General features: G+C 32.2%; 21 protein-coding genes, 2 tRNA genes and 1 pseudogene. 6 read left to right on the top strand and 18 right to left on the bottom strand.

Going from position 1 to position 23,271, the window contains the following annotated elements; translation table 11 throughout:
* Positions 1-64: 64 nt before the first annotated feature.
* The 7 genes from ACEW8E_RS11200 to ACEW8E_RS11170 form a co-directional block, all read right to left on the bottom strand.
* A tRNA-Gln gene (locus tag ACEW8E_RS11200) sits at positions 65-136 on the bottom strand.
* 96 nt (positions 137-232) lie between these two features.
* Positions 233-1,330 (bottom strand): chorismate synthase, encoded by a 1,098-nt coding sequence (gene aroC, locus ACEW8E_RS11195; RefSeq protein ID WP_373480426.1) that lies wholly within the window; start codon positions 1,328-1,330, stop codon positions 233-235.
* A 298-nt stretch (positions 1,331-1,628) separates the two neighbouring features.
* Positions 1,629-2,291, bottom strand: coding sequence for an iron-sulfur cluster biosynthesis transcriptional regulator SufR (gene sufR / locus ACEW8E_RS11190; protein WP_373480425.1), 663 nt, complete (start codon positions 2,289-2,291; stop codon positions 1,629-1,631).
* A gap of 163 nt (positions 2,292-2,454) precedes the next feature.
* Positions 2,455-2,925, bottom strand: coding sequence for a hypothetical protein (locus ACEW8E_RS11185; protein WP_373480424.1), 471 nt, complete (start codon positions 2,923-2,925; stop codon positions 2,455-2,457).
* 98 nt (positions 2,926-3,023) lie between these two features.
* Positions 3,024-3,893, bottom strand: coding sequence for a metal ABC transporter permease (locus tag ACEW8E_RS11180; RefSeq protein WP_373480423.1), 870 nt, complete (start codon positions 3,891-3,893; stop codon positions 3,024-3,026).
* 70 nt (positions 3,894-3,963) lie between these two features.
* Entirely contained in the window at positions 3,964-4,716 is a 753-nt protein-coding gene (locus tag ACEW8E_RS11175) for a metal ABC transporter ATP-binding protein (RefSeq protein ID WP_373480422.1), read from the bottom strand.
* Positions 4,717-4,783: 67 nt separating this feature from the next.
* Positions 4,784-5,383, bottom strand: a complete 600-nt coding sequence (locus ACEW8E_RS11170; RefSeq protein ID WP_373480421.1) for a pseudouridine synthase — start codon at positions 5,381-5,383, stop codon at positions 4,784-4,786.
* A 144-nt stretch (positions 5,384-5,527) separates the two neighbouring features.
* Between ACEW8E_RS11170 and ACEW8E_RS11165 the strand changes: the two genes are divergently transcribed.
* Positions 5,528-6,934, top strand: coding sequence for a DUF2079 domain-containing protein (locus tag ACEW8E_RS11165; RefSeq protein WP_373480420.1), 1,407 nt, complete (start codon positions 5,528-5,530; stop codon positions 6,932-6,934).
* A gap of 4 nt (positions 6,935-6,938) precedes the next feature.
* On the opposite strand, the gene fumC is transcribed toward ACEW8E_RS11165, so the two are convergent.
* Together fumC and ACEW8E_RS11155 are read right to left on the bottom strand one after the other, a co-directional pair.
* The gene (fumC, locus tag ACEW8E_RS11160) at positions 6,939-8,342 is read right to left on the bottom strand and encodes a class II fumarate hydratase (protein WP_373480419.1); all 1,404 of its coding nucleotides are present in this window, start codon (positions 8,340-8,342) and stop codon (positions 6,939-6,941) included.
* 880 nt (positions 8,343-9,222) lie between these two features.
* A tRNA-Leu gene (locus ACEW8E_RS11155) sits at positions 9,223-9,307 on the bottom strand.
* A gap of 207 nt (positions 9,308-9,514) precedes the next feature.
* Here ACEW8E_RS11155 and ACEW8E_RS11150 point away from each other — a divergent pair.
* Positions 9,515-10,243 carry a Bax inhibitor-1 family protein gene (locus ACEW8E_RS11150; protein WP_373480418.1) on the top strand — a complete coding sequence of 243 codons (729 nt, stop codon included), beginning with the start codon at positions 9,515-9,517 and terminating at the stop codon, positions 10,241-10,243.
* Positions 10,244-10,303: 60 nt separating this feature from the next.
* Here ACEW8E_RS11150 and ACEW8E_RS11145 read toward each other — a convergent pair whose 3' ends face one another.
* Positions 10,304-10,993, bottom strand: a complete 690-nt coding sequence (locus tag ACEW8E_RS11145; RefSeq protein WP_373480417.1) for a DUF4230 domain-containing protein — start codon at positions 10,991-10,993, stop codon at positions 10,304-10,306.
* Between the two features lie 175 nt (positions 10,994-11,168).
* Here ACEW8E_RS11145 and btpA point away from each other — a divergent pair, with 175 nt between their 5' ends.
* Both btpA and ACEW8E_RS11135 read left to right on the top strand, forming a co-directional pair.
* Positions 11,169-12,014 (top strand): photosystem I biogenesis protein BtpA, encoded by an 846-nt coding sequence (gene btpA / locus ACEW8E_RS11140; protein WP_373480416.1) that lies wholly within the window; start codon positions 11,169-11,171, stop codon positions 12,012-12,014.
* 171 nt (positions 12,015-12,185) lie between these two features.
* Entirely contained in the window at positions 12,186-13,190 is a 1,005-nt protein-coding gene (locus tag ACEW8E_RS11135; RefSeq protein ID WP_373480415.1) for a vitamin K epoxide reductase family protein, read from the top strand.
* A gap of 95 nt (positions 13,191-13,285) precedes the next feature.
* On the opposite strand, the gene nagA is transcribed toward ACEW8E_RS11135, so the two are convergent.
* On the bottom strand, positions 13,286-14,419 hold the full coding sequence (gene nagA / locus ACEW8E_RS11130) for an N-acetylglucosamine-6-phosphate deacetylase (RefSeq protein ID WP_373480414.1): 1,134 nt from the start codon (positions 14,417-14,419) through the stop codon (positions 13,286-13,288).
* Positions 14,420-14,881: 462 nt separating this feature from the next.
* Between nagA and purU the strand changes: the two genes are divergently transcribed.
* Positions 14,882-15,736: a formyltetrahydrofolate deformylase gene (purU, locus tag ACEW8E_RS11125; protein WP_373480413.1), complete on the top strand. Its 855-nt coding sequence runs from the start codon at positions 14,882-14,884 to the stop codon at positions 15,734-15,736.
* A gap of 60 nt (positions 15,737-15,796) precedes the next feature.
* Here purU and ACEW8E_RS11120 read toward each other — a convergent pair whose 3' ends face one another.
* Positions 15,797-16,873 carry a methyltransferase domain-containing protein gene (locus tag ACEW8E_RS11120; RefSeq protein ID WP_373480412.1) on the bottom strand — a complete coding sequence of 359 codons (1,077 nt, stop codon included), beginning with the start codon at positions 16,871-16,873 and terminating at the stop codon, positions 15,797-15,799.
* A 143-nt stretch (positions 16,874-17,016) separates the two neighbouring features.
* Between ACEW8E_RS11120 and ACEW8E_RS11115 the strand changes: the two genes are divergently transcribed.
* The gene (locus ACEW8E_RS11115) at positions 17,017-17,568 is read left to right on the top strand and encodes a hypothetical protein (RefSeq protein ID WP_373480411.1); all 552 of its coding nucleotides are present in this window, start codon (positions 17,017-17,019) and stop codon (positions 17,566-17,568) included.
* Positions 17,569-17,719: 151 nt separating this feature from the next.
* Here ACEW8E_RS11115 and ACEW8E_RS11110 read toward each other — a convergent pair whose 3' ends face one another.
* The 6 genes and pseudogenes from ACEW8E_RS11110 to ACEW8E_RS11085 form a co-directional block, all read right to left on the bottom strand.
* Positions 17,720-18,619: an AEC family transporter gene (locus tag ACEW8E_RS11110; protein WP_373480410.1), complete on the bottom strand. Its 900-nt coding sequence runs from the start codon at positions 18,617-18,619 to the stop codon at positions 17,720-17,722.
* A gap of 62 nt (positions 18,620-18,681) precedes the next feature.
* On the bottom strand, positions 18,682-19,839 hold the full coding sequence (dprA, locus tag ACEW8E_RS11105) for a DNA-processing protein DprA (protein ID WP_373480458.1): 1,158 nt from the start codon (positions 19,837-19,839) through the stop codon (positions 18,682-18,684).
* 165 nt (positions 19,840-20,004) lie between these two features.
* On the bottom strand, positions 20,005-20,847 hold the full coding sequence (locus ACEW8E_RS11100) for a DNA adenine methylase (protein WP_373480409.1): 843 nt from the start codon (positions 20,845-20,847) through the stop codon (positions 20,005-20,007).
* A 391-nt stretch (positions 20,848-21,238) separates the two neighbouring features.
* Positions 21,239-22,408, bottom strand: a complete 1,170-nt coding sequence (locus ACEW8E_RS11095) for an LL-diaminopimelate aminotransferase (protein WP_373480408.1) — start codon at positions 22,406-22,408, stop codon at positions 21,239-21,241.
* A gap of 51 nt (positions 22,409-22,459) precedes the next feature.
* The gene (trxA, locus tag ACEW8E_RS11090) at positions 22,460-22,783 is read right to left on the bottom strand and encodes a thioredoxin (protein ID WP_373480407.1); all 324 of its coding nucleotides are present in this window, start codon (positions 22,781-22,783) and stop codon (positions 22,460-22,462) included.
* A gap of 103 nt (positions 22,784-22,886) precedes the next feature.
* Positions 22,887-23,132: pseudogene (locus ACEW8E_RS11085) on the bottom strand (magnesium chelatase); the annotation flags it as partial.
* Positions 23,133-23,271: the final 139 nt, after the last annotated feature.

The raw sequence follows: 23,271 nt of genomic DNA, 5'->3' as shown, positions 1-23,271 counted from the left end.
TTGAATAGATACAATTATTTTATTCTAATGATAATAAACCATACAAACAGGGAATAATTAAAAACTGGGATGCTAGGATTCGAACCTAGGAATGGCGAGACCAAAACCCGCTGCCTTACCGCTTGGCGACATCCCATTTATTTCGCACATTTATTAATATAACAAAGCTCAAACAAATTTGTCAAGCTCTGGTGGAAGATTTTATTAAATATCAACTATCAACTATTCATTGTCAATCATTAACAATCAACTTACATTGAGCATGATGTCTTAAAAGATGATCACATAGCACAAGAGCAACCATTGCTTCTACCATCGGTACTGCTCTAGGTAATACGCAAGGATCATGTCTTCCTTTCGCTGCTAAGGTGGTTTCTTCCCCTTCCTTACTAACCGTATTTTGTTCTTTCCCAATGGTAGCTGTAGGCTTAAAAGCTGCTCTTAAAACGATGTTTTCACCGTTACTAATACCCCCTTGAATACCTCCTGAACGATTAGTTTTAGTACGAGTGTTTCCTTGGTCATCAATATAAAATTCGTCGTTATGTTCGCTTCCTGTTAGAGTTGTACCATGAAAACCTGAACCAATTTCAAAGCCTTTAGTAGCTGGTAATGACATAATTGCTTTAGCTAAATCTGCTTCTAATTTATCAAAAACTGGTTCGCCTAAGCCTAATGGTACGTTTCTAACTACACATTCCACTACACCTCCTAAAGAGTCTTTTTCTTTTCTAATATCATCGATTAATTCGATCATTTTCTGGGCACATTCTTCATCAGGACATCTAACAATATTACTTTCTACTTGCTCAAGAGTTACAGTATCCTCATTTACCACCGCTTCTAAGTCTTTGATGCGCTTCACATAGGCGATAATTTCCACTCCTGTTACTTGATGAAGAATTTTTTTTGCGATCGCACCAGCCGCAACCCTAGCGATGGTTTCTCGTGCGGAAGAACGTCCGCCACCTTGCCAGTTACGAATGCCATACTTACCATCATAGGTAGCATCAGCATGGGAAGGGCGATATTTCACAGCCATTTCATCATAATCTTGTGATCGAGCGTCTTGATTGCGTACTAAAATAGCGATAGGTGTACCTAGAGTTTTACCTTCAAAAACTCCTGAAATGATTTCGCACAAGTCAGACTCATTACGAGGAGTGGTAATCTTACTTTGCCCTGGTTTACGACGATTTAGCTCAAGTTGTATCTCCTGTGCAGAAATTTCAATTAAAGGAGGGCAACCATCAATAACGACACCAACCCCTCCTCCGTGAGATTCACCGAAGGTTGATATTCTAAATAATGCACCAAAATTACTGCTCATTTATTAATGAATAAAATAGTTATAGATTTGATATATTTATTTGTTTTAACTTACCATAAATAGATAAAAAAAGTTAAGGTATCCCTAAGTTCGAGACTAAAAACCTTTTAGGAATTAGGAATTAGAAAGGAAACTGGGAATTAGAAATTAATTACTCATTACTCATTACTCATTACTCATTACTCATTACTCATTACTCATTACTCATTACTCATTACTCCTATCTCCTATCTCTTATTCTCCTATAGTCTTTATATGATGTTGTTTTTAGGTCAAAATAAAACAAACCACATTTTCATCAATTCAAATTTTTTTTGATTAAATAACCGCAACGATGCTCACCATCTTTAATCCAATTAGTTCTTTCCACATGACAATCAGGAAATAAAGAAGCAAACATTTCTAATTCATGACCACAAACTTGGGGATAAGACTCAGCTACGTCAGAGATAGCACAGTTATGCTCACTTAAGAAAAATTGTTGTTGATTATCTAAATCTGTAGATTTTTTTTCAACGCAAAACAATTCCGCCATATAACCTTCTTCTTTCCTAATTTCTACTAACTGAGCAACTCTTTGATGTAATGTTTTACCTGTGAGGTATTGTCGATAATTTTCTGCTTTTCTTTGCCACTGTTTTTCTAAAACTTTGCTAACTTGATTTTCCCCTACAGTTTCGGTGAGAGTATCTAAAAAGGATACCGCAAATTCTCCATAATTTTGGGGAAAACGATCACGCCCTTTTCGAGAAAGAGAATAAAAATGTTGTGGACGTCCTGTTTTTACTTGAATTATATGGCGATCAATAAATCCTTGATCTTCTAGCTCTTTTAAATGTCGTCGAGTGGCTTGAGGACTAATATTAAGAACTTGTGCAATAGTTTGAGCAGAAGCCTGAGAATCTTTGAGCAGGTATTGTAAGATAGAATCTTTACTCGATTGTTGTAAGGAAGTCGTCATAATCTCCCTTTAAAGCATCAATAAAATTAATGATTATCAAAATATGTGTGAGAATAAAACAACTTTTTAGTTGCTTAAGTTTTAAGTATAACAGGTTATTTTCTCAAAAATATTCCAAATTAAAGGTTCTTCATTGTTAATTATTAATTGTTATAATTGAATTTTATTTATAACAACCCACAACTGATGCTGTGTAAGTTCTTCCGATTTGTTCTATTCCGCCGAGTAAAAGATTAACTTGAAAAGGAAAATCATTAGGAGCGGATTTTTTCTCAATAATTAAAGGCTTTTCAGGATCAATGGTTACATTTTGCTTGTTAAAAACTTCCTCTGAGGTTTGATCACTATATTTAAGAAATAAACTGAGGTTGAATGAACCGCCATTGGGTGCAGTTATGGTAGTTACAAAACGATTAAAATTGATTCCTCCGGGTATTGCCCAATCTGTATTCCAATTATTACGAGTAATGGTAATACCAAAAGGGCCGGGAATAGTCGGTTGTGAAACAGTTTTTGTGACTTTACTACCTTCCCCGCCTACCAATGAAAGGGGGATACAGGTTTCGGCTAAAGCAGGTAAATTTACCGTAACCATTAAAGCTAAAGTAGTTAAAAAAGTGGCACGAGAAAACATAAAATACCTCTATATTTAATTTAATAAATACTATTATTTCATCAATTTCGTCAAAATTAGTTTAACTTAAGAAAAAATAATATTAAGGAAAATAATAATTAATTTAAGAATTTTATTTGATTATATTTTAATTTTAAAAATCCAGTAATTAAACCATGATTAGGACTGAATAAAAAGGTTATTATAAAAAATAATGTAGCTACTAATACGATGGCTGGTCCTGAAGGTAAATTAAAATAATAACTTAAATACATTCCGCTAATACTAGAAATTACCCCGAAAAAAACTCCTAATATCATAACTTCATGTAAGCGATTTACTAATAAATAAGCAGTACAAGCTGGGGTAATTAATAAAGATAAAACTAAAATTACTCCCACAGCTTTTAAACTAGCGACAATGGTTAAACCAATTAAAATCATTAATCCTGTATCGAGTAGATTAACGGGTAAACCAACGGATTTTGCTCCCAATTTATCAAAGGTGTAGAATAATAATTCTTTATAAAATAAAATGACTATTAATAAAACAAAAATAGCAATAATAATTGTATCTTTTACATCTGATAAACTAACCCCTAAAATATTACCAAAAAGAAAGTGATTAAGATCTATTTTATTCTCTTTTTGAACAACAGTAATTAAGGTTATACCAAGGGCAAAAAAAGCAGAAAATACTATACCCATAGCAGCATCTTCTTTTATTTTTGAGTTATTTCTAATGATATTTATACACACAGTACTAATTAATCCTGCCACAAATGCACCAATAAAAATATTTATATCTAAGATAAAAGCGATGGCTAATCCGGGTAAAACAGAATGACTAATTGCATCTCCTAATAATGCTAATCTTTGCACCATTAAATAACTACCAACTACGGCACAAATTATGCCAACAATAATAGCTATTATTAAAGATCTTTGCATAAATTCATACTGCAAAGGTTCAATTAAAATTTTTAACATTTGGGATGATTTAAAACTAATATATAAAAGATAAAAATATAAACATTGTATTGAACATATATTTAATTTTTTAAGCTATTAATTTTTGATTTTGAGAGAAAAAAGAGACTTTTCCACTATAGGCGTTATATAATTTTTCTTCTTGTAAAACTTCTTCTTTTGTGCCAGAAGCAATCAAGTTTTTATTAACTAAAATAAGATTATCAAAATTATTAATTGATTCTCCTAAATCGTGATTTACCACTAAAACAATTTTACCTTCTTGAGCTAATTCTCGAAAAATATTAAAGATAATTGTCTCAGTTTTTTGATCTACTCCTGCAAAAGGTTCATCAAAAAAGAATATATCAGCAGATTGTGCTAATGATCTAGCTAAAAATACTCTTTGTTGTTGTCCTCCTGAAAGTTCACCGATGGGGCGATGGCTAAAATCAGACATTTGGACTTTTTCTAAGGCTTTTTTGGCGGTTAAACGACTCATTCTTGAGAAGGGAAGTAACCAACCTGTTTTTTTGACTCTACCCATCATCACTACATCCCAAACCGTTGCGGGATAAGTCCAATCTATCTGTGATCGCTGTGGTACATAGGCGATACGAGATTTTTGTTTGATTAGGGGTTGATTATCGAGAAGAATTGAGCCAAACTGATAAGGGATCAAGCCTAACATGGCTTTCATCATAGTACTTTTTCCTGCACCATTAGGACCAATAATACCTGTAACTCGATGAGGTAAAACTTGAAAACTAACATTTCTTAAAGCCTCAACTTGCCGATAACTCACGGAAAGATTTTTTACTGTTAAACCATTAAAATTTCCCATAATCTAGTCACTTTGCCATTAAAGATAAAATTATTATAACAAAAATGAAAGAATTATGAAAAAAGAATTATAGTTGTTCAAGATTTTTTTGCTCAATATCCGTTAATTTACGCCATTGTCCAAGTTGTAACCCTGATAAAGTTAATTCATGGTGAGCATTGATACCGATTTTGACTCTAATAAGTCTTAGGGTAGGATGTCCCACTGCCGCAGTCATTTTTCTTACTTGGCGGTTACGTCCTTCTGTGAGGGTTAATTGTATCCATGTCGTAGGAATTTCTCGGCGATAACGAATAGGAGGATTACGCAGGGGAAATTGTGGCTCTTCTGTCATTAATTTGGCCATGGCATTTTTGGTTTTTTTACCTTGAATGACAACTCCTTGCTGTAATTTTTGTAATGCTTGAGGAGAAGGTATATTTTCTACTTGACTCCAATAAGTGCGAGGATGGGCAAAACTAGGTTCACAAAGACGGTGTTTGACTCTCGGATTGTCTGTTAATAATAATAATCCTTCACTGTCGAGATCTAATCGTCCTACAGAATAAATATTAGGTATATCAATATAATTTTTAAGAGTTTCTCTATTAGTATTATGAGGACTATCGTCAGTAAATTGACAGAGAACATTATAGGGCTTGTAAAACAAAATATAAGTATATTTCATAATTCATAATTAGTAGTTAATTTTATTAATAATTATGTAAGTAAAAATACATAAGTAAATAAACCATTAAAGAATAATTAAGCTATTATAACTAAATAATACCATTAAAAAAATGGCAATAAATCAGAATATTTCAATATAATTATGAAAGAATTTATAACCCGTTTTAATAACATCAAATACTATATTATAATTGCATTTATTGTTCTATTTGTAGCAAGTAGTTTGCGTCATATTTTATTTAGTTCAACGGCTTATGATTTAGGTATTTTTGATAATGGAGTTTATCTTATTTCTCAAGGGAAAAATCCTTATGTAAGTTTTAGAGAATTGCATATTTTAGGTGATCATGCTGGGTGGATTTTATATTTAATCGCACCTTTATATTTTATTTTTCCTTCGGTTTATTGGTTATTTGTCTTACAGGCTTTTGCTTTAGCCATCGCAATTTTACCAATATGGCATATAGCAAAATTTATCGATTTAACAGATTCAAAAGCAAGAAGCGTCTGTTTAATTTATATATTATATCCCTTAATTTTTAATGTTAATTTGTTTGATTTTCATCCAGAAGTAATTGCTGTACCTTTATTTTTTACAGCTATTTTAGCAGTAAGATTAAATAAAATTTATTGGTTTATTGCATCCATTATTTTAATCTTAGGATGTAAAGCCGTATTAGCTTTAAATGTCATGATGATGGGTGTTTGGTTAATCATTTTTCATCAGAAAAAAAGATACGGAATTATTGCAACATTTAGCGGTATTTTTTGGTTTATAATTGCCACTCAATTAATTATTCCTGCTTTTAGTGGAGAAGAAGCCGCCGCCGTTAGTAGATATGGTTTTTTAGGGGATTCTGTGGGGGAAATTTTAGTTAATTTAATCTTAAAACCGCATATTATTTTATCTTATTTATTTACTTCTGCAAATCTCGAATATTTAGTATTATTATTTATTCCTGTTATTCCAGCTTTAGCATGGCAAGAATTGACAAATTTAATCCCTGCAATTCCTGCAATATTTCTTAATTTATTAACAGATTATCAACCGCAAAAAGATTTAATTCATCAATATTCTTTACCAATTATTCCCTTTTTAATTTTAACGGTTATTAATAGTTTAGCAAATCACAGAACATGGTTTTATAAAAGTTCACAAATAAGAATTTGGTCAATAATTGCTTTCTTAGTATTAGCAAAATATGTTTATTTTTTCCCTGATTCTATCTATACAAAAAACTTATCCACATGGCAATCAACCAATGAAGCGATTAATTTAATTGACAAAAAAGCGTCAGTTTTAACCGCAGCCCAAATAGTTCCCCATTTAACCCATCGAGATGTAATTTTTTTAGCTACCGATGATTTTAGTTATGATAAAGTTAATGATCTTGACTACATTTTACTTAACTTAGATAATCCAGGTTTTGGTGCTTCTCAAGAAAAAATTAAAGAATTATTCAACTTCTTAAAAACTAAAGAAAACTTTAAATTAATTCATGAGAAAGATCAAATATTTTTATTTCAGAAATTAACTCCTAATTCCTAACTTTTCATTCATGGGGATAAGCCATTTGTCGGAGGTTAATACATTGATCAAATTCCGCCTCAGTGAGATAACCTAATTCTAAAGTGGCTTGTTTGAGGGTAAGATTTTTTTCATGGGCAACATGAGCTATGGTTGACGCTTTATCATAACCAATAAAAGGACTCAGAGAAGTTACTAACATTAAGGATTGATTGACTAATTCTTCAATGCGTTTTAAATTTGGTTTCATGCCGATGACGGTAAAATCAGTAAAGTTATTACAACTATCGGCAAGAATTTTGATGGATTGAATGACATTATAAATCATCATGGGCTTGTAAACATTCATGTCTAAATAACCACTAGCACCAGCAAAACTAACAGCCCCATCATAACCCATAACTTGCACTGCTACCATAGCCAAGGCTTCGCATTGTGTGGGATTTACCTTCCCCGGCATTATAGATGATCCGGGCTCATTTTCTGGTAATTCTAACTCATTTAAACCAGCACGAGGGCCACAAGCTAATAAACGAATATCGTTGGCGATTTTATATAATGAACAAGCAAGTACTTTTAAAACACCGCTTAACATTACCATACCATCATGAGAACCCATCACCGTAAATTTATTTGGGGCACTAACAAAAGGTAAACCCGTTAATTGGGCGATATGATAAGCAGATTTATCAGCAAAACCTATAGGTGCATTTATACCCGTACCTAATGCTGTACCTCCTAAGGCTAACTGATAAATAGACGGTAAGGCTTGATTTATTCTCGTCAAATTATCATCTAACATTCCCACATAGCCTGAAAATTCCTGCCCTAAACTTAAAGGTACTGCATCTTGTAAATGAGTTCTACCAATTTTAATAATTTCTTGCCAATTTTCAACTTTTTCTTGTAAAGCGTTTCTTAATTTTGTAACTTTAGGAATTAAATACTCATTGATGGCAATAGCCGCCGCTATATTCATGGCTGTAGGAAAAGCATCATTAGAAGATTGAGACATATTCACATCATCGTTAGGGTGAATCGGGTTTTTACTGCCTAATTCTCCTCCTAAAATTTCAATGGCACGATTAGCAATAACTTCATTTACATTCATATTACTTTGCGTACCGCTTCCTGTCATCCAAACATATAACGGAAAATGATCATCTAGTTTACCCGTAACAATTTCATCGGCGACTTGAGCGATTAACCCCGCTTTTTCGGAGGATAATTTACCTAATTCTTGATTAGTAATAGCGGCAGCTTTTTTCACTATGGCTAATCCTCTAACTACTTCTATGGGCATTTTATCTTCACCGATGGAAAAATGATGTAATGAGCGTTGAGTTTGCGCCCCCCAGTAGCGATCGCTTTGTACTTCAACAGCACCCATACTATCTTTTTCGATGCGAATATTATTAGTTTTATTCATAAATTTATTATGGCTCTCCTACAGTAGTTATGACAAATTAATAGAAAATAATTAATGTAAACTTTAATCAGTATGACTTTGAGTATTTTAAAAATGCAATTATTATAAATTAACAGTTTGAATTTAACCTAATACCCGCTACCTGATACCTGACACCTTTTTTTAGACATAATTTATCACAAACAGAAGTAGTAGAGCCAAATTTTTTATAATTCAAAGCCATTAAAGATTATATTAATAATCCGGTAAAATTTGAGAGTTATCTGTTAAGTCCTCAATTTTTTTTGCGAATTATGAAGATTTTTTAAAATTTATCCTTGCCACAATCAATAATTAAAGAATAAATAAAATGACGTAATCATGTTTGCTTGTATCTAATACTATGTGTATAATCTGATTAATTATAACCTTATCAGAAATCCTGCCGTTATTAACTTTAGCTTTTCCGCCGTAAGAAGCCCCACACTGTATTTTTCCTTGACAAAAAAACTCACGATCGGCAGCGTGGGATGAATTACGGTCAGTGGTTATGATATAATTTACATAGTTTGACTCGCTCAGTGAATGACACAAACGTACAGAGTATTCTGGTGTACAGTGCATATTCACAAAGTAGCTACAATAAAAATGCGGTTGGGCGAATCGTACACAGTCTGTGGAGGGTAGCGGTTACGGGGTCTTATGGACTTGTCTGTAAGGCTAGTTCCGTCCGATGAAGCAGAAACTCTTAATTGCGAAGTTAAGAAGCTCACATCTGTACCGTAGGTCAGTGTGAGAGCGTCACATAAATCTCAAGGAATAAATTAACAATTCTAAGTCAATCTTAGGTCATTTATAGTGTTACTTTTGTTTAAACTCTATAACAAAGAATGTCAAAGTATGGGGGCGGAGAGACTTGAACTCTCACGACCGATTAAGGTCAACGGATTTTAAGTCCGTAGCGTCTACCATTCCGCCACGCCCCCGAGTGAAGCAATTTGTTCACATTTACTTATTATATCTAGGATTAATAAAAAAAGCAAGGAAAAAAAAACTTTTATTTAAGCTACCCTTGAAATGCTTATTATCAAAGGGAAATTTTTATTAAATAAGTTCGGTTCATACTATGTCATAAAAAGTGAAAGGTAAGTTAAATTAGTAACAGTAAGTCAATAATTAGATTTTCAAAAATCATGGCAACAACAAGTAACTTTCGTGATTCAATTAAAAAAGCTAAAGGACAATCTTTAGTAGGTCCGAATGTAATTAATAAAGCATTACCTTATTTAGGCGGTGGTTTAGTTTTAACGGCAGTCGGCACTTACGGTGGCTTGGGGATGATTCAATCAAATCCATCCTTATTCATGCCTACTTTTATCGGGGCAATGATTGCACAAATAGTTCTCTTTTTTGTGGTTAGAGGTATTGCTGAAAGGGCGGATAATAGCATTGCTTTACCACTTTTAACTGTATATAGTCTTTTAACAGGTTATACTCTTAGTGGCATTGTTTTCGTGGCTTTAGGCACTAATGGAGTGGGAATTAATGGTGTAGCCATGGCCGCTTTAGGATGTGGCATTACTTTTGTTATTGCTAGAAATATAGGGTCAAATTTAGGAGATGAAGACGGATTAGCTTTAACTAAAACAGTGCAATTGGGAATCATTGCCCTTGTGATAGTTATGCTTTTACAGATAGTATTGAGCTTATTCGGTATTTTTACCCCTAGTTGGTTAGAAATCGGTATTTCAGGTTTAGGAGTGTTTTTATTTGCTGGTGCATCAGTAGTTGATTTTTACATACTACCTCGTGCTTATCGTGATAATCAGTATTTATCGGCGGCTCTTTCAATGTATCTTACTTACATTAATTTATTTGTCTTTATTCTCCGATTATTGATTGCTATTAATAGTCGTGATTAAGTAATAGCGAATGAGGAGTGAAGAATCTGTGATTAATTTTTCTTCCTCCTTTGATTGTGACTATAGACATTGATGGGATGGGGTGGTTATTACCTCTACTTTTTGATAACCTGCCGTTTGCATTAATTGAGTAACTAATATAACTGCTTTTTCGTTAGCTTGATTTAATATTTGTTGGGAGCAGGCAGTTTCTTTTATTTTGACTAAAGTTTGACGTTGTGCTTGTTCTTGTAATTGTGGAGCAATATCAGGACCTAAGTTGAGAAAGCCTCGGTTATAATCATAAACTTGAGATTGGTTAACGTCTATTTTCTCGTCTAAAATTTTCGGTGCAGGTAGGGTGATTTTTAATGTATCTTCATTAACTTGAATGTTATCTGTGGTTATTTTACTCAAATCTAATCCTGCTTTTACTTCTCCTCTAGCTACATAAAGTAAACTTGTCTCTCCAATTACCCAATTACCTAGTTTACGATTGGAAGAAGTGGGTACAATTGCATCCATAACAAATTTTGTGGTAGTTAACTCACTGACGGCTTGTATTTGTTTGACGATGAAGTGAGGATTATTAATTTGGGGGGGTGTAATTTCGTGATCAAAAATGTGAGTTATACTTTCTATAAAATTATAGGTAATTTTCCCCATACCCAAAACACCGAAAAGAATTATCAAGGTAAAACTACCGCTAGTTATCAACGCAGTATTTTTCAAAATATGAGAATGGAAGATAAATGATTTATAAATGTTCATCAAAGGTAAGGGTACTTTTTGTGCATCAGAATATTATAACAAGGTATTTTTGCTAACAGATGAGTAGTAAAATATTTGAAGAGAATTACCAAGCGCTATTAAAATAAAAACTTGCTAATTGGACTAGATAAATTGACTAAATTCCCTATTTGAGAGGAATATATACTAAATTTTTATGATAACTGAAAAAATTTTCGGCAAAAAAAATCCTATTATTGGTGTTGTTCATTTATTACCTTTACCTACTTCTGCTAGATGGGGAGGAAGTTTAAGAGATGTAATGCGAAGAGCGGAGCAAGAAGCTACTGCTTTAGCGGCTGGTGGTGTTGATGGTATTATTATTGAAAATTTTTTTGATGCTCCTTTTACTAAGGATAATGTAGATCCTGCCACTATTAGCGCCATGACTTTAATTGTTGATCGCATTATGAATCTTATTATGCTACCGATAGGTTTAAATGTGTTGCGAAATGATGCTAAAGGTGCTTTGGCTATCGCTTCTTGTGTTGGGGCAAGTTTTATTCGAGTTAATGTATATACAGGAGTCATGGCGACAGATCAGGGTTTAATTGAAGGAAAAGCCCACGAAATCCAACGGTATCGCCGAGAATTAGGAGAAGATATTGCAATTTTTGCTGATGTTTTAGTGAAACACGCTCGTCCTTTAAGTACACCTAATTTAACTATTGCGGTACAAGATACCATCGAAAGAGGTTTAGCTGATGCGGTAATTTTATCAGGTTGGGCAACGGGTTTACCTCCTAGTAAAGATGACTTAGAATTGGCACAATCCGCCGCTAAAGGTACTCCAGTATTAATTGGTAGCGGTGCAAATTGGGAAAATATCGGAGATTTGATGAGTGTTGCCGATGGTGTGATTGTTTCAAGTTCTTTAAAACGTCATGGTAAAATTGATGAAACTATAGATCCTAGTAGGGTTTCACAGTTTATTGAAGCTGCACAAACTCCGATAATTCTATCTAATTCTTCCACTCCTTCTGTTATCAAAACCGCTAATTAAGCATAATAACAGAAAAAAATAATCAGCCATTTTTGATAATTAAGACTTTACCATTGACTATTGTCTATTTATTCTTTCTTAACTATTACTTATTATCTATTCATTCCCTTTTACTTTATTTAATTGTTAAAATTCAGATACTTATTAATTTAATTTTTATAGATAATCATTATGCTTCGTCGTCGTCGTAACTTGCCTTGGATTCAACGCAATTCTCGATTTATTATTGGTGCGATCGCCATTGTTGGTTTAATTTTAACCATATATCTAACGATTTTGAAATTAAGTGGTGGAGAAGTTGCCTGTACTGCTAACGGTAGTAGGGGATGTAACAGCGTCTTAGATAGTGCTTATGCTTATCCTCTTGATCCTCAAGGTAAAACAGGCATACCTTTAACGGTATTTGGATCATTGGCTTATTTTACTATGGCAATATTAGCATTAGCTCCTTTATTTATCAACCCTGAAAAAAATAAAGAATTAAGACAAAAATTAGAAAAGTCTTCTTGGTGGTTAATGTTACTTGTTACTTTTGCCATGGCGGCTTTTAGCAGTTATTTAATGTATGTTTTAGCTTTTAAACTTCAAGCAGTCTGTCCTTATTGTATTAGTTCGGCGTTGTTTTCTTTTACTCTATTAACATTAACTATTATTGGTCATGATTGGAAAGATATGGGACAAATTTTCTTTACTGGTATCACCGTTGCTTTAATTACCCTAGTTAGTGCGATGGGAGTTTATGCTAATGTTAACACGACTGCTGTTGATCCCAATATGGAGTTAGCCGCAGGAGGAAAAACACCGATTACTCAAGCACAAACTGCACCAAAACCACCTTTAGGATGGGAAATAACCACTACTTCAGGAGAATCAGAAATTGCCTTAGCAAAACACTTGGCTTCTAAGGGTGCAATCATGTATTCTGCTTATTGGTGTCCTCATTGTTACGAACAAAAACAGCTATTTGGTAAAGAAGCATTTAAAGAAGTTGGCAAGGTAGAATGTGATCCTAAAGGTGTTTCTCCTGCACCTCAAAAGTGTGTTGATGCGAAAATTCGTGCTTTTCCTTCTTGGATTATTGGCGGTAAAATCTATGAAGGAGTGCAAGATTTAGAGAAATTAGCTAAGTTAACTGGTTATAAAGGTTCAACTAATTTTAAATATACCATGCGTTAATTTATTAGGAGACAGGAGTTAGGAATTAGGAAGGAAATGGGGAATTAGGAAGGAAATGGGGAGTGTATCTCTACCCCTTGGCTTTTACCTTTTGCCTAACTTACTCTTTGCCATGTTAATTGTTGATTATGACATTGCCAACGAATTAAATTAGCTGGGGATTTTATTTGTAAAGTCGGTAAGTTTAAGGCTTTTCGAGGTGCATCGGTGACGAGGGCGATCGCCTGTGCTACATCACAAATAGCCCATTTTATAAGATTTTGTGCACCCATAAATAAAGGTAAAGTCGTGCCAGATAAAGTACCATCTGGTAATATCGCCGTGCCATTTTTAACTTCAATTGTGCGATCATCCCAAGGGTAAAAACCATCATCTAATCCCATTGGCGATAAGGCATCACTGACTAAGAAAATTCCTTCTTGATAATTACTAGCCTGTAAAATCAGCTTTAACATTGTTTGACAAACATGATTACCATCGGCGATTAAACCACAATAAATATTAGGGTTAATAATGGCTTCTCCTAATAATCCGCATTGTCGATGATGAAGGTTAGGCATAGCATTAAAAGCGTGTGTTACCATCGAAGCACCTTGACAGAAAGCCTCCTTAGCCTGTTGTGCAGTGGCTTGAGAATGCCCTAAACTAACGACAATGCCATGGGAATGTAAAAAAGGTATAATTTGCCCTGTGGTGTCTAATTCTGGTGCTAAGGTGATAATTTTAACGATGTCGCCATATTCCCCTAAAACTTGTTTGACATTATCTAAAGTTAGAGGTAATAAATATTGGGCAGGATGTGCCCCTCTTTTATCATAATTTAAAAAAGGCCCTTCTAAATGAACTCCGATTATTTGCGCTTGTGAAGTTTTTTTTGGTAAATTTATATACTCATTAATTACTTTTAATGATTGGTGAATTTTTGGGATAGAAGTTGTGACAATAGTGGGCAAAAATTGATTAATTCCTTGTTGCCATAAATAAGCACAAATTTCCTCAAGTTTTTCCATATCATTAATCGTTAAATCAGGAAAAGCTAACCCTAAACCGCCATTAATTTGTAAATCAATTCCTCCTAAAGAAAGCCAATCACCTTCTAAATCTAAATCCGTTTTTTCTGATAAATTAGTATCTGTAATAGAAGTAATGTAGTTATTTTCAATGGTGATAGTTTGTAAATTTTTATAACCAATTAATCTAGCATTAGTAATAACTTTTTTAATATTCATTTTGTATATGTGGCAATGGTAAATTATTGCTGAATAATTAAAGATTAAAAATCAATCTAAATCTTACTATACCGTCAAAGCTAACATCAGTAAAAATCTTAGAAAAGAAAAATTATCACGGATTTATTTTGAAAATTTTTGGCGCTACTACTTCTGGTCGTGATAAATTATGTCTAAGAAAAGGTGTCAGGTATCAGTTAGCAGGTATTAGGTTAAATTCAAACTGTTAATTTATAATAATTGCATTTTTAAAATACTCAAAGCCATACTGATTAAAGTTTACATTAATTATTTTCTATTAATTTGTCATAATTACTGTAGGAGAGCCAAATTTTTTTAATTCTGGTTTATTAAAAAATAAAATATTAATATTATTAGTGACATTTTTATCAGAAATCTTTACTTTAAATCAAAAGTACCTGACAATGAAATTGAAAGATTATATCTTAACAAGGGAAATTTATGGTTATAGATACTGCTACTTTACTGGTATCTTGTCCTGATCAACAAGGTTTAGTGGCAAAAATTGCTAGTTTTATTTACTCTAACGGTGGTAATATTATTCATGCTGATCATCATACAGATTTAGAAGCAGGTTTATTTTTATCTCGTATTGAATGGCAATTACAAGGTTTTAATTTACCAAAAGACTTAATAGGTAGGGCATTTAACGCCATCGCACAACCATTAAAGGCAGATTGGCAACTACATTTTTCTGATACAATACCGAAAGTAGCAATTTGGGTGAGTCAACAAGATCATTGTCTTTATGATTTATTATGGCGCATACAAGCAAAAGAATTAAAAGCAAAAATTGGTTTAATTATAAGTAACCATGAAAAACTTGCATCTATTGCCGAACAATTTGGTATAGAATATCATTACTTACCTATTAACAATAGTAATAAAAAAGAGCAAGAATTAAAACAATTAGAATTACTAAAAAAAGCTGATATAGACTTAGTTATTTTAGCAAAATATATGCAAGTATTAAGTTCAGATTTTCTGCAAAATTTTCCTAATGTAATTAATATTCATCATTCTTTTTTACCCGCTTTTATAGGAGCAAAACCTTATCATCAAGCCTATTCTAGGGGAGTAAAAATTATTGGTGCGACAGCCCATTATATCACTCAAGACTTAGATGCAGGACCAATTATTGAACAAGATGTTGTTAAAATTAGTCATAGAGATACCGTAGAAGATTTGATTAGAAAAGGAAAAGATTTAGAAAAAATTGTTTTAGCTAGAGGAGTTAGATTACATTTACAACATCGTGTTTTAGTTTATGGAAATCGCACCGTAGTTTTTGCATAACATTATAAAAAATTACTTATTACTTTCTCTATTTTGAGATAATATTTTTTTGCTAATTTATTATTTTGTCGCTATCCAATATTTACTAAAGCCATAGATTTTAACTTCAATATCTTTAAAACCAGCGTTATTTAACCGCAATTCTATATCATCTTTAATATAATCATTATAAAATGGTTCGTGAAAAGCAAGGGGAAAATTAGCCATCATGGCTTCTAATTCAGGAGAATCTGACAGTTGTATAGAATCGCAAATAACGAAAACTCCGCGCGATTGTAAAACTCGCAAAGATTCATCAATCACTTTTTGTCGGATAGGATTAGGCAATTCATGAAAAACAAAAACATTACTAATTCCTTGAAAATAGTTATCTTGATAGGGTAAATTTTCGATGTTGCCTTGTATTAACTGCGGTAATTCGTGAGGAAGTTGAGATAATAATTGATTGGCTTTGCGTAAATAAGCGGAAGATAAATCAACACCATATAATGATATATCAGGAAAAGTTGCCCTTAAAAATTGCAATGTTCTACCAGTACCACAAGCACAATCTAATATTTTTAAGTCAGAATTTTTATCAACATTTTTCAATCTTTCCACCATCGGTTTTAAGATTCGGCGACGCATGGCATCGGCTATACCATTGAAAAGAATATCTACTTGTAAGTCATAAATATTGGCAGAATAATCGCTTAAATAACCATCAGTTTGATAGTGAAAGTTACGGCGATAATATTGCGGATAAGATTCGAGGTTAACATCTTCCCTAAAATCTTGAGGTTTTTGTTGTTGCATTCTTTGCCAAGTTTGGGGATAATCCAACCAAATTTTCACATAACTTTGTAAAAATTCTTGCCAGTCAGCCTCGAATAACACATTAACGGGATAAATTCCTCTTTGTGCGTCTCGCCAATCTTCTTCAATAATTGTCTGAAATCTACCTTGTAAATTTTGGAAGGTTTCAGGAGTTATTTCTTTATATTGAATGGCATTATTAGGGAAAAATACTTTTTTAATTTCGGTACTAAAGTTTTTATGTGCTAAACTAAAACCTGCTTTGGTTTGTTGCCATGTTTCATAGGCATTCTTTAACAATTCTTCAGGTATAAATTTCGTTAAGTCAAAGGTTGATAGCATGGTGATAATATACAGTTATGATTTTTTGATAAAGTTATGTTAACTATTGTAAAGAAAAATTACGCTCAATAACTGTTTAAAGGAAATTTTGTTGTTTTGGATATGGTTTATGATGGTATAAAAATTTTTATAAGTAGTAATTGATGTTAATATTTATCACCATTTCCGAAAAAGTCAATAATAGTTTAGAAACTAGCAAAAACTTTCTTAAAAATGTCGGAGATACGGCAATTAATAAATCTGAAAATATAACTAATTCTGCAGTAGAGACTTTTAATAATACGAATACAGTTACTAAAAATGTTATTCAAGATAATCTTAATAAAGTAAATAATGCCAAAGATTTAGTTTCAAATACTATTCAATCTTTGTGGAATAATTGGGTTGCTAATCATTGGGCGATTGCTTTTGTAGTTTCTCATCCTATCATTGGTATCGTACTATTAATAACGGTAATTTTGACGATTTGGGGATTGATTCAAATGATACCTTCTTTGTTAGTTAACTTTTGGTTACTTGTGTTTAAATCGCCTTTTATATTTGGTAAATCTTTATTAAAAATTAAAAATGAAAAAGAAGTTACCGAAAACTTTAATTCAAATCAAGAAAAATTATTAAAACAAATATTAACTAAGTTAGAAATGATTGAAAAAGAGCAAAAAAATATAAAAGAAGAATTAAAAAAACATAAGTAATTTAGATAAAATTTTCTTTTAAGTTTATTTTTTTCACCTAATAACACTTCGCTAAAATTCAACTATTACAGATAGAGAAAAGTTATAGCGATTGTATTTTAAAACATAATTTTTCTTATGAAATTTTCTAAAATTATATCACCTTTTTTTATTAAACCGAAGGTGAAGTCATTAACCAAATTATGAAAGGTAAAGTAGCAAAACTCATCAATGTAGATATAATAATTGTTCTTGCTACCATTGTGGTGTTTCCCCCAAATTCTTTAATCATAATTACTGCATTTACCGCCGTTGGCATCGCTGTTTGTAAAGTCAACACTTGTAAATCTAATCCTTCTAAACCGACTAACCTTCCTATACTATACGCTATGATCGGGGCGATCGCCAATCTTCCGATAGTAGCGGTAAATTCGCCGACACCAAATTCAAACTTAGTTTTACTTAATTGAATTCCCAAGATAATTAAAGCAATGGGAATAGCGGAAATACCTAACCATTCTAAACTTTTACCAATGTTAAAAGGTAAGGTTATTTTAGTAAAATGTAAAGTAATGCCGATGACCATTGACCAAATTAATGGTAACTTAAAAGTAGCTTTTAAACTTGTCATCAAACTATCACCTTTTAGCATGGGTGGCAACATTCCAAATAAAACGACACTAGAAAAAATCATATAAATTACAGCTCTTTCTAACCCTTCTTCACCCAAAGAAAAAGCAATAATTGATAAACCCATATTACCGTTATTGGGGCAAAGACTAATGGCTAACAATCCTTTATCATCATCAGCAGATAACTTGAGAAGTTTGCTAATTATCACCACACCAAGATAAATAATTCCCGTGGTTAAAACATAGGCTAAAAGTAACCTTAAAGCTGCATCGTTAGAAATAGTGGTGCGGTAAAAACTATCCGTAACTAAAGCAGGTGCTAAAATATAAACACTAATTTGAGATAAGGTTGATTGATCTAATTTTAGAGTTTTATTGCTAACATAACCCAGCGCAATAATTAAAGCCACAGGCAACACCGAAGAAAGAATTATATTCACGACAAATAATTAGGAATTAGAAAGGAAATGGATAATTAGATATTTTGCATCTTTTAACATTATTAATTGTTAATTTTTTGATACATCATGCCGGGTAATTGAGTAATTAAACCCTCTAACTCTAGTTGTAATAAAATTCCCGAAACTTCTCCACTATTTAATGAACTTTTTTCCACAATTACATCATAAGGAGTTGGGTTGACATCGATCGCTTCATAAATTATTCTAAAAGTAGAAGATAAGATGGGTTCTTCCTTTGTTTTTTTCGATAGAGAGGAAGAAGAAGAAGACGAAAATAACGATAATTGTTGAGTTTCATCTAAACTAGGAATAACTCCTAAACTAGATAATAACTCTTCGGCGGTAATAATCACTTCTGCCCCATGGTGAATTAAACGTAAACAACCTCTAGCCTGAACATTATCAGGAGTATTTGGTAAAGTATAAACATCCCGATTAAACTCATTGGCATAACGGGCGGTAATTAACGCCCCTGATTTTTCTGGTGCTTCCATCACTAAAATAGCTCGGCACAAACCAGCGACAATACGATTACGGGCAGGAAAATTACCCCTTTCAGGTTGACTTCCATATTCATATTCTGTCATAATTAACCCTTTTTCGGCAATTTCTGCCATTAATTGACGATTATTAGAAGGATATACTCTATCAAGGCCATTTCCTAGTATAGCAATAGTTCTACCGCCTCCATCTAAACAACCACGATGGGCTTGAGTATCAATACCTTCGGCTAAACCTGATACTACCGTAAAACCATTTTCGGCTAGAGCTTTTGCTATGTTATACGTCCATCTTCTTCCGTGTTCTGTAGGTTTCCGTGTGCCAACAATACCGATTAAAGGAGTTATGCCTTGATTTTCGGCTAAATTTACTTTTCCTTGATAATATAATATCGCTGGAGGGCTAGGAATTTCTAATAATAATTGAGGGTATTCTTTTTCGTTAGGAGTCCAAAAGTTAGGATTTTTTTCGAGATGTTTTAAGTATAAGTTTTTTGGTTCAATTTTTCTTTTTTCTTCTTGAATTAAGCTACATAATTTTTTACCGATTCCGTCAATTACTATTAATTCTTGTGGTGAAACTGTCCAAGCCTGTTGTAAACTACCAAAATAATCATATATTTTTTTGAGAGATACTGCACCTAATCCTTTAATTTTTGACCATGCTAACCAGTAAATCTTTTCGCTATCTTCTATCATCATAAATATATTATTAAAAATAAAAATAAATATTGGTTTCATAGTACTTGCGAACTTGTTATCTTTATCCCGAAGTTTGAGAGAAAGACGAGTTAAATGAAAAATATATTTAAAACAAATAAAATTCAGAAGTATTTTGCGTAAATTCTATGAGACAATAATATTTTAAGTGCTAAAAAGCTCTAATTGAATATCTTTTTTTTGGGGAAAAATATCATAATTAGCGATAAATAATTCTTGTCCTTTTTGGGAATTATCGATGTTAACATTTCTCATGCCATAGTGTAAATCCCATTCGATAATATTAGCAAAAGAAAATAAATTTCTAATATAATCGCTATCATCGTAAGTAATTAACCATTTATGCTTATTTCCCTTCATTATTTCCGCAAATCTTTCATGATGAAACTGTTTATGTAAGTTACCGTTTTTACCATATAAAGCAGATTTTGTGGCAGAATAATAAGGAGGATCTAAAAATATAAAAACATCTTTACCTTCGGCTTCTACTACTTTTTGATAATCATAATTAGTTATTTCTATATTAGTTAAAATAGAGGCTAAATTTTTGACTCTTTCAATACTTGAATCAGTAAATCTTTTTTGAAAAGCCATGTCAGAATAACCACCACTTTCTGTTGTGCCTGAAAAAGTTATGCGATTAAAAATAAAAAAACTCGCTCCTTTTTGTATATCATTAAAGTTGTCAATATTTGTTTTTAAAAATTGATACAATTCTTTGCCTTCTTTAAATTCTTCTTTCCATTTTATTACTTGATTAATTAATTCTTCTGGATTATTACTACAATTAAACCAAAAATAAAAAAGATTTTTATATAAGTCATTAATCCAAAAATTTTTATTCCTAAACTCTTGTTTTAATGCAATAAAAACCGAGCCACCACCAATAAAAGGCTCTCGATATTCTTCAAAATTTGGTATTAATGGTAAGATGAATTTTAAGGCTTTACTTTTACCACCAGGGTATCTTAAAGGGGTTTTTATCATGGGTTATATACTTTCTATTTCGATTAAAAAATTATTTTTCTCACTTTCTTTCCATAAATTATTAATAATTTCTTTATGCTTATTATTTAGTTTGTTTTGATTCATCAAATACAACAAATCATTTTGACTATCTTTTGAAGATATATTTCCTTTTATTCGAGAAGATGATAGTTTTAAAACTGGAATTGTGATATATTCTTGCTCATTAATTTTGACATTTTTTAGATTAATATAACATTTTTAATAAACCATCTTTTATATCACTCAAGGAAGGTAAAACAGAATTTTTAGTATATTTTCCTTCTATTAACAATAATTTATCCTTAACAACAAACTTCATACTTAATTTCTGTTATTTGAGCAAATATATCCACTAGATTTTATTACTAATTTAAGAATGTAAAAATAAGGCTATTTTTTCTACTGCTTCTCGTAAAATTTCAGGGGATTTCACTAAGGCAAATCTAACATAACCTTCACCATTATCACCAAAACCCGCACCGGGTGATAAAGCCACTCCAGTATTTTTGACTAACTCAACACAAAATTTGATGGAATCTTTCTCCCATGCTTTGGGTAGTTTTGCCCATAGATATAAAGTCGCTTCTGGGGTTGGCACATTCCAGCCAATTTTATTTAATTCTGTTACTAAAAAATCTCTTCTTTCTTGATAAGTTTTAACAGTTTCTTTCACACATTCTTGAGAAGAAGTTAAAGCTGTAATTCCTCCTTCTAAAATACCTTTATATTGGTTAAAGTCAACTACAGATTTAATCTGTTTTAAAGCAGTAATTAACTTTGAGTTACCGATAGCAAAACCAAGCCTAAAACCGCCCATATTATAAGATTTTGAAAAAGTAAAAAACTCTATACTTACTTCTTTTTTCTTATCAACTTGTAAAACTGAAGGTTGTATATTTTCGTTAAAAACTATATCCATATAAGGGAAATCATGGACTAAAACAATATTATTGTCTTTACAAAATTGTACTGCTGACTCAAAAAAATTTAAAGAAGCTGTTGCACTTGTGGGATTATGAGGATAACTTAAAACCATCATTTTTGCCTTATTTAAAACCTCTTTAGGAATATCATTAAATTGAGGTAAAAATTTATTTTCAGGTAATAAAGCCATGGGGTAAATTTTCCCTCCAGCAAGGTAAATTCCACCTGCATGAGAAGGATAACCCGGATCTAATAATAGGGCGTAATCTCCTTCATTTAAGATGGCTAGAGGTAGATGGGCTGTGCCTTCTTGACAACCAATTAACGGTATAATTTCTGTCTCCCAATCCACAAAAACACCGAATCTTTTTTCATACCAATTAGCAACAATTTTTCTAAATTCTGCTGTACCACCGTGTAATAAATAACCATGATTATCAGAGTTATTTAGAGATTTTTTGATAGTTTCTATGATGTGTTTAGGTGTTGGTAAATCTGATGATCCTAAAGACAAATCGATGATAGTTTTTCCTTGAAAAATTGCTTCAGTTTTAGCTTTATCCATATCAGCAAAAACATTTTTTTCTAAGGGTTTTATCCTGTTTGATATTTGCATAAATATAGTTAATAATTAATAGTGATTTGTTAATTGCTAATTACTAATTAATTAAAGATTTTTTTCGATAAATTCTTTCACTTTTTCCCTACCAATTGCACCTTCATTCATACTCATAACTTTTCCTTCTTTAAATAAGATTAAAACTGGTACTCCTTCTACTTTATAAGTGGCTACAGTTTCAGGACTAGCATCTACTTCTAGTTTAACTACTTTTAGGCGATCGCTATAATTTTCGGCAGCCCAATTAATAGAAGGTGACACAAGACGACAAGGGCCACACCAAGAAGCCCAAAAATAGGCTAAAACTGGTTTATTTTCGTTAATTACTTCTTTTTCAAACTGAGAATCACTAATTTCAATCACTTTAGTCATGGTTATGGATAGGTTGTTAATGGTTTGCGATATAATTTAACATCAGAACATCTACGATCTTACTGTACAATGGACTAGAGATTATCTTGAAGTGAAGATAGAATTATTGCATTCGATCAATAGTACGATATTGTATAGCTTCAGCTAGATGATGACTTTGTAAATCATTATCTCCTGCCAAATCAGCAATAGTGCGAGAAACTTTTAAAATACGATCCATAGCACGAGCAGATAAACCTAACTTGCGGATTGCACCTTCTAACAGGTTGCGACTAGCATCGTCTATAATACAGTATTCTCGTAAATGTCGTGATTGCATCTGTGCATTGGAACTGATAGTATCGTTTTTAGGCGTTGCTGAATTAAGGTATGATTTTTAGATAAAGGGGTCAAATTATCAAAAATAAAAAAATGATACAATGTCCAGAGTGCGGGTCTAAACATATTCACAAAAATGGAATTAAAAAAGGAAAGCAAAATCATCTTTG

Source organism: Geminocystis sp. (assembly GCF_041753295.1).
Classification (GTDB): Bacteria; Cyanobacteriota; Cyanobacteriia; order Cyanobacteriales; family Cyanobacteriaceae; genus Geminocystis.
The sequence above is the reverse complement of the archived record's forward strand: the minus strand, read 5'-3'. Positions and strand labels throughout refer to the sequence as shown.

Coding starts and splice junctions, on each gene's coding strand:
- aroC (WP_373480426.1), bottom strand. CDS start 1,330: ATGAGCAGTAATTTTGGTGCATTATTTAGAATATCAACCTTCGGTGAA.
- sufR (WP_373480425.1), bottom strand. CDS start 2,291: ATGACGACTTCCTTACAACAATCGAGTAAAGATTCTATCTTACAATAC.
- ACEW8E_RS11185 (WP_373480424.1), bottom strand. CDS start 2,925: ATGTTTTCTCGTGCCACTTTTTTAACTACTTTAGCTTTAATGGTTACG.
- ACEW8E_RS11180 (WP_373480423.1), bottom strand. CDS start 3,893: ATGTTAAAAATTTTAATTGAACCTTTGCAGTATGAATTTATGCAAAGA.
- ACEW8E_RS11175 (WP_373480422.1), bottom strand. CDS start 4,716: ATGGGAAATTTTAATGGTTTAACAGTAAAAAATCTTTCCGTGAGTTAT.
- ACEW8E_RS11170 (WP_373480421.1), bottom strand. CDS start 5,383: ATGAAATATACTTATATTTTGTTTTACAAGCCCTATAATGTTCTCTGT.
- ACEW8E_RS11165 (WP_373480420.1), top strand. CDS start 5,528: ATGAAAGAATTTATAACCCGTTTTAATAACATCAAATACTATATTATA.
- fumC (WP_373480419.1), bottom strand. CDS start 8,342: ATGAATAAAACTAATAATATTCGCATCGAAAAAGATAGTATGGGTGCT.
- ACEW8E_RS11150 (WP_373480418.1), top strand. CDS start 9,515: ATGGCAACAACAAGTAACTTTCGTGATTCAATTAAAAAAGCTAAAGGA.
- ACEW8E_RS11145 (WP_373480417.1), bottom strand. CDS start 10,993: ATGAACATTTATAAATCATTTATCTTCCATTCTCATATTTTGAAAAAT.
- btpA (WP_373480416.1), top strand. CDS start 11,169: ATGATAACTGAAAAAATTTTCGGCAAAAAAAATCCTATTATTGGTGTT.
- ACEW8E_RS11135 (WP_373480415.1), top strand. CDS start 12,186: ATGCTTCGTCGTCGTCGTAACTTGCCTTGGATTCAACGCAATTCTCGA.
- nagA (WP_373480414.1), bottom strand. CDS start 14,419: ATGAATATTAAAAAAGTTATTACTAATGCTAGATTAATTGGTTATAAA.
- purU (WP_373480413.1), top strand. CDS start 14,882: ATGGTTATAGATACTGCTACTTTACTGGTATCTTGTCCTGATCAACAA.
- ACEW8E_RS11120 (WP_373480412.1), bottom strand. CDS start 16,873: ATGCTATCAACCTTTGACTTAACGAAATTTATACCTGAAGAATTGTTA.
- ACEW8E_RS11115 (WP_373480411.1), top strand. CDS start 17,017: ATGTTAATATTTATCACCATTTCCGAAAAAGTCAATAATAGTTTAGAA.
- dprA (WP_373480458.1), bottom strand. CDS start 19,839: ATGATAGAAGATAGCGAAAAGATTTACTGGTTAGCATGGTCAAAAATT.
- ACEW8E_RS11100 (WP_373480409.1), bottom strand. CDS start 20,847: ATGATAAAAACCCCTTTAAGATACCCTGGTGGTAAAAGTAAAGCCTTA.
- ACEW8E_RS11095 (WP_373480408.1), bottom strand. CDS start 22,408: ATGCAAATATCAAACAGGATAAAACCCTTAGAAAAAAATGTTTTTGCT.
- trxA (WP_373480407.1), bottom strand. CDS start 22,783: ATGACTAAAGTGATTGAAATTAGTGATTCTCAGTTTGAAAAAGAAGTA.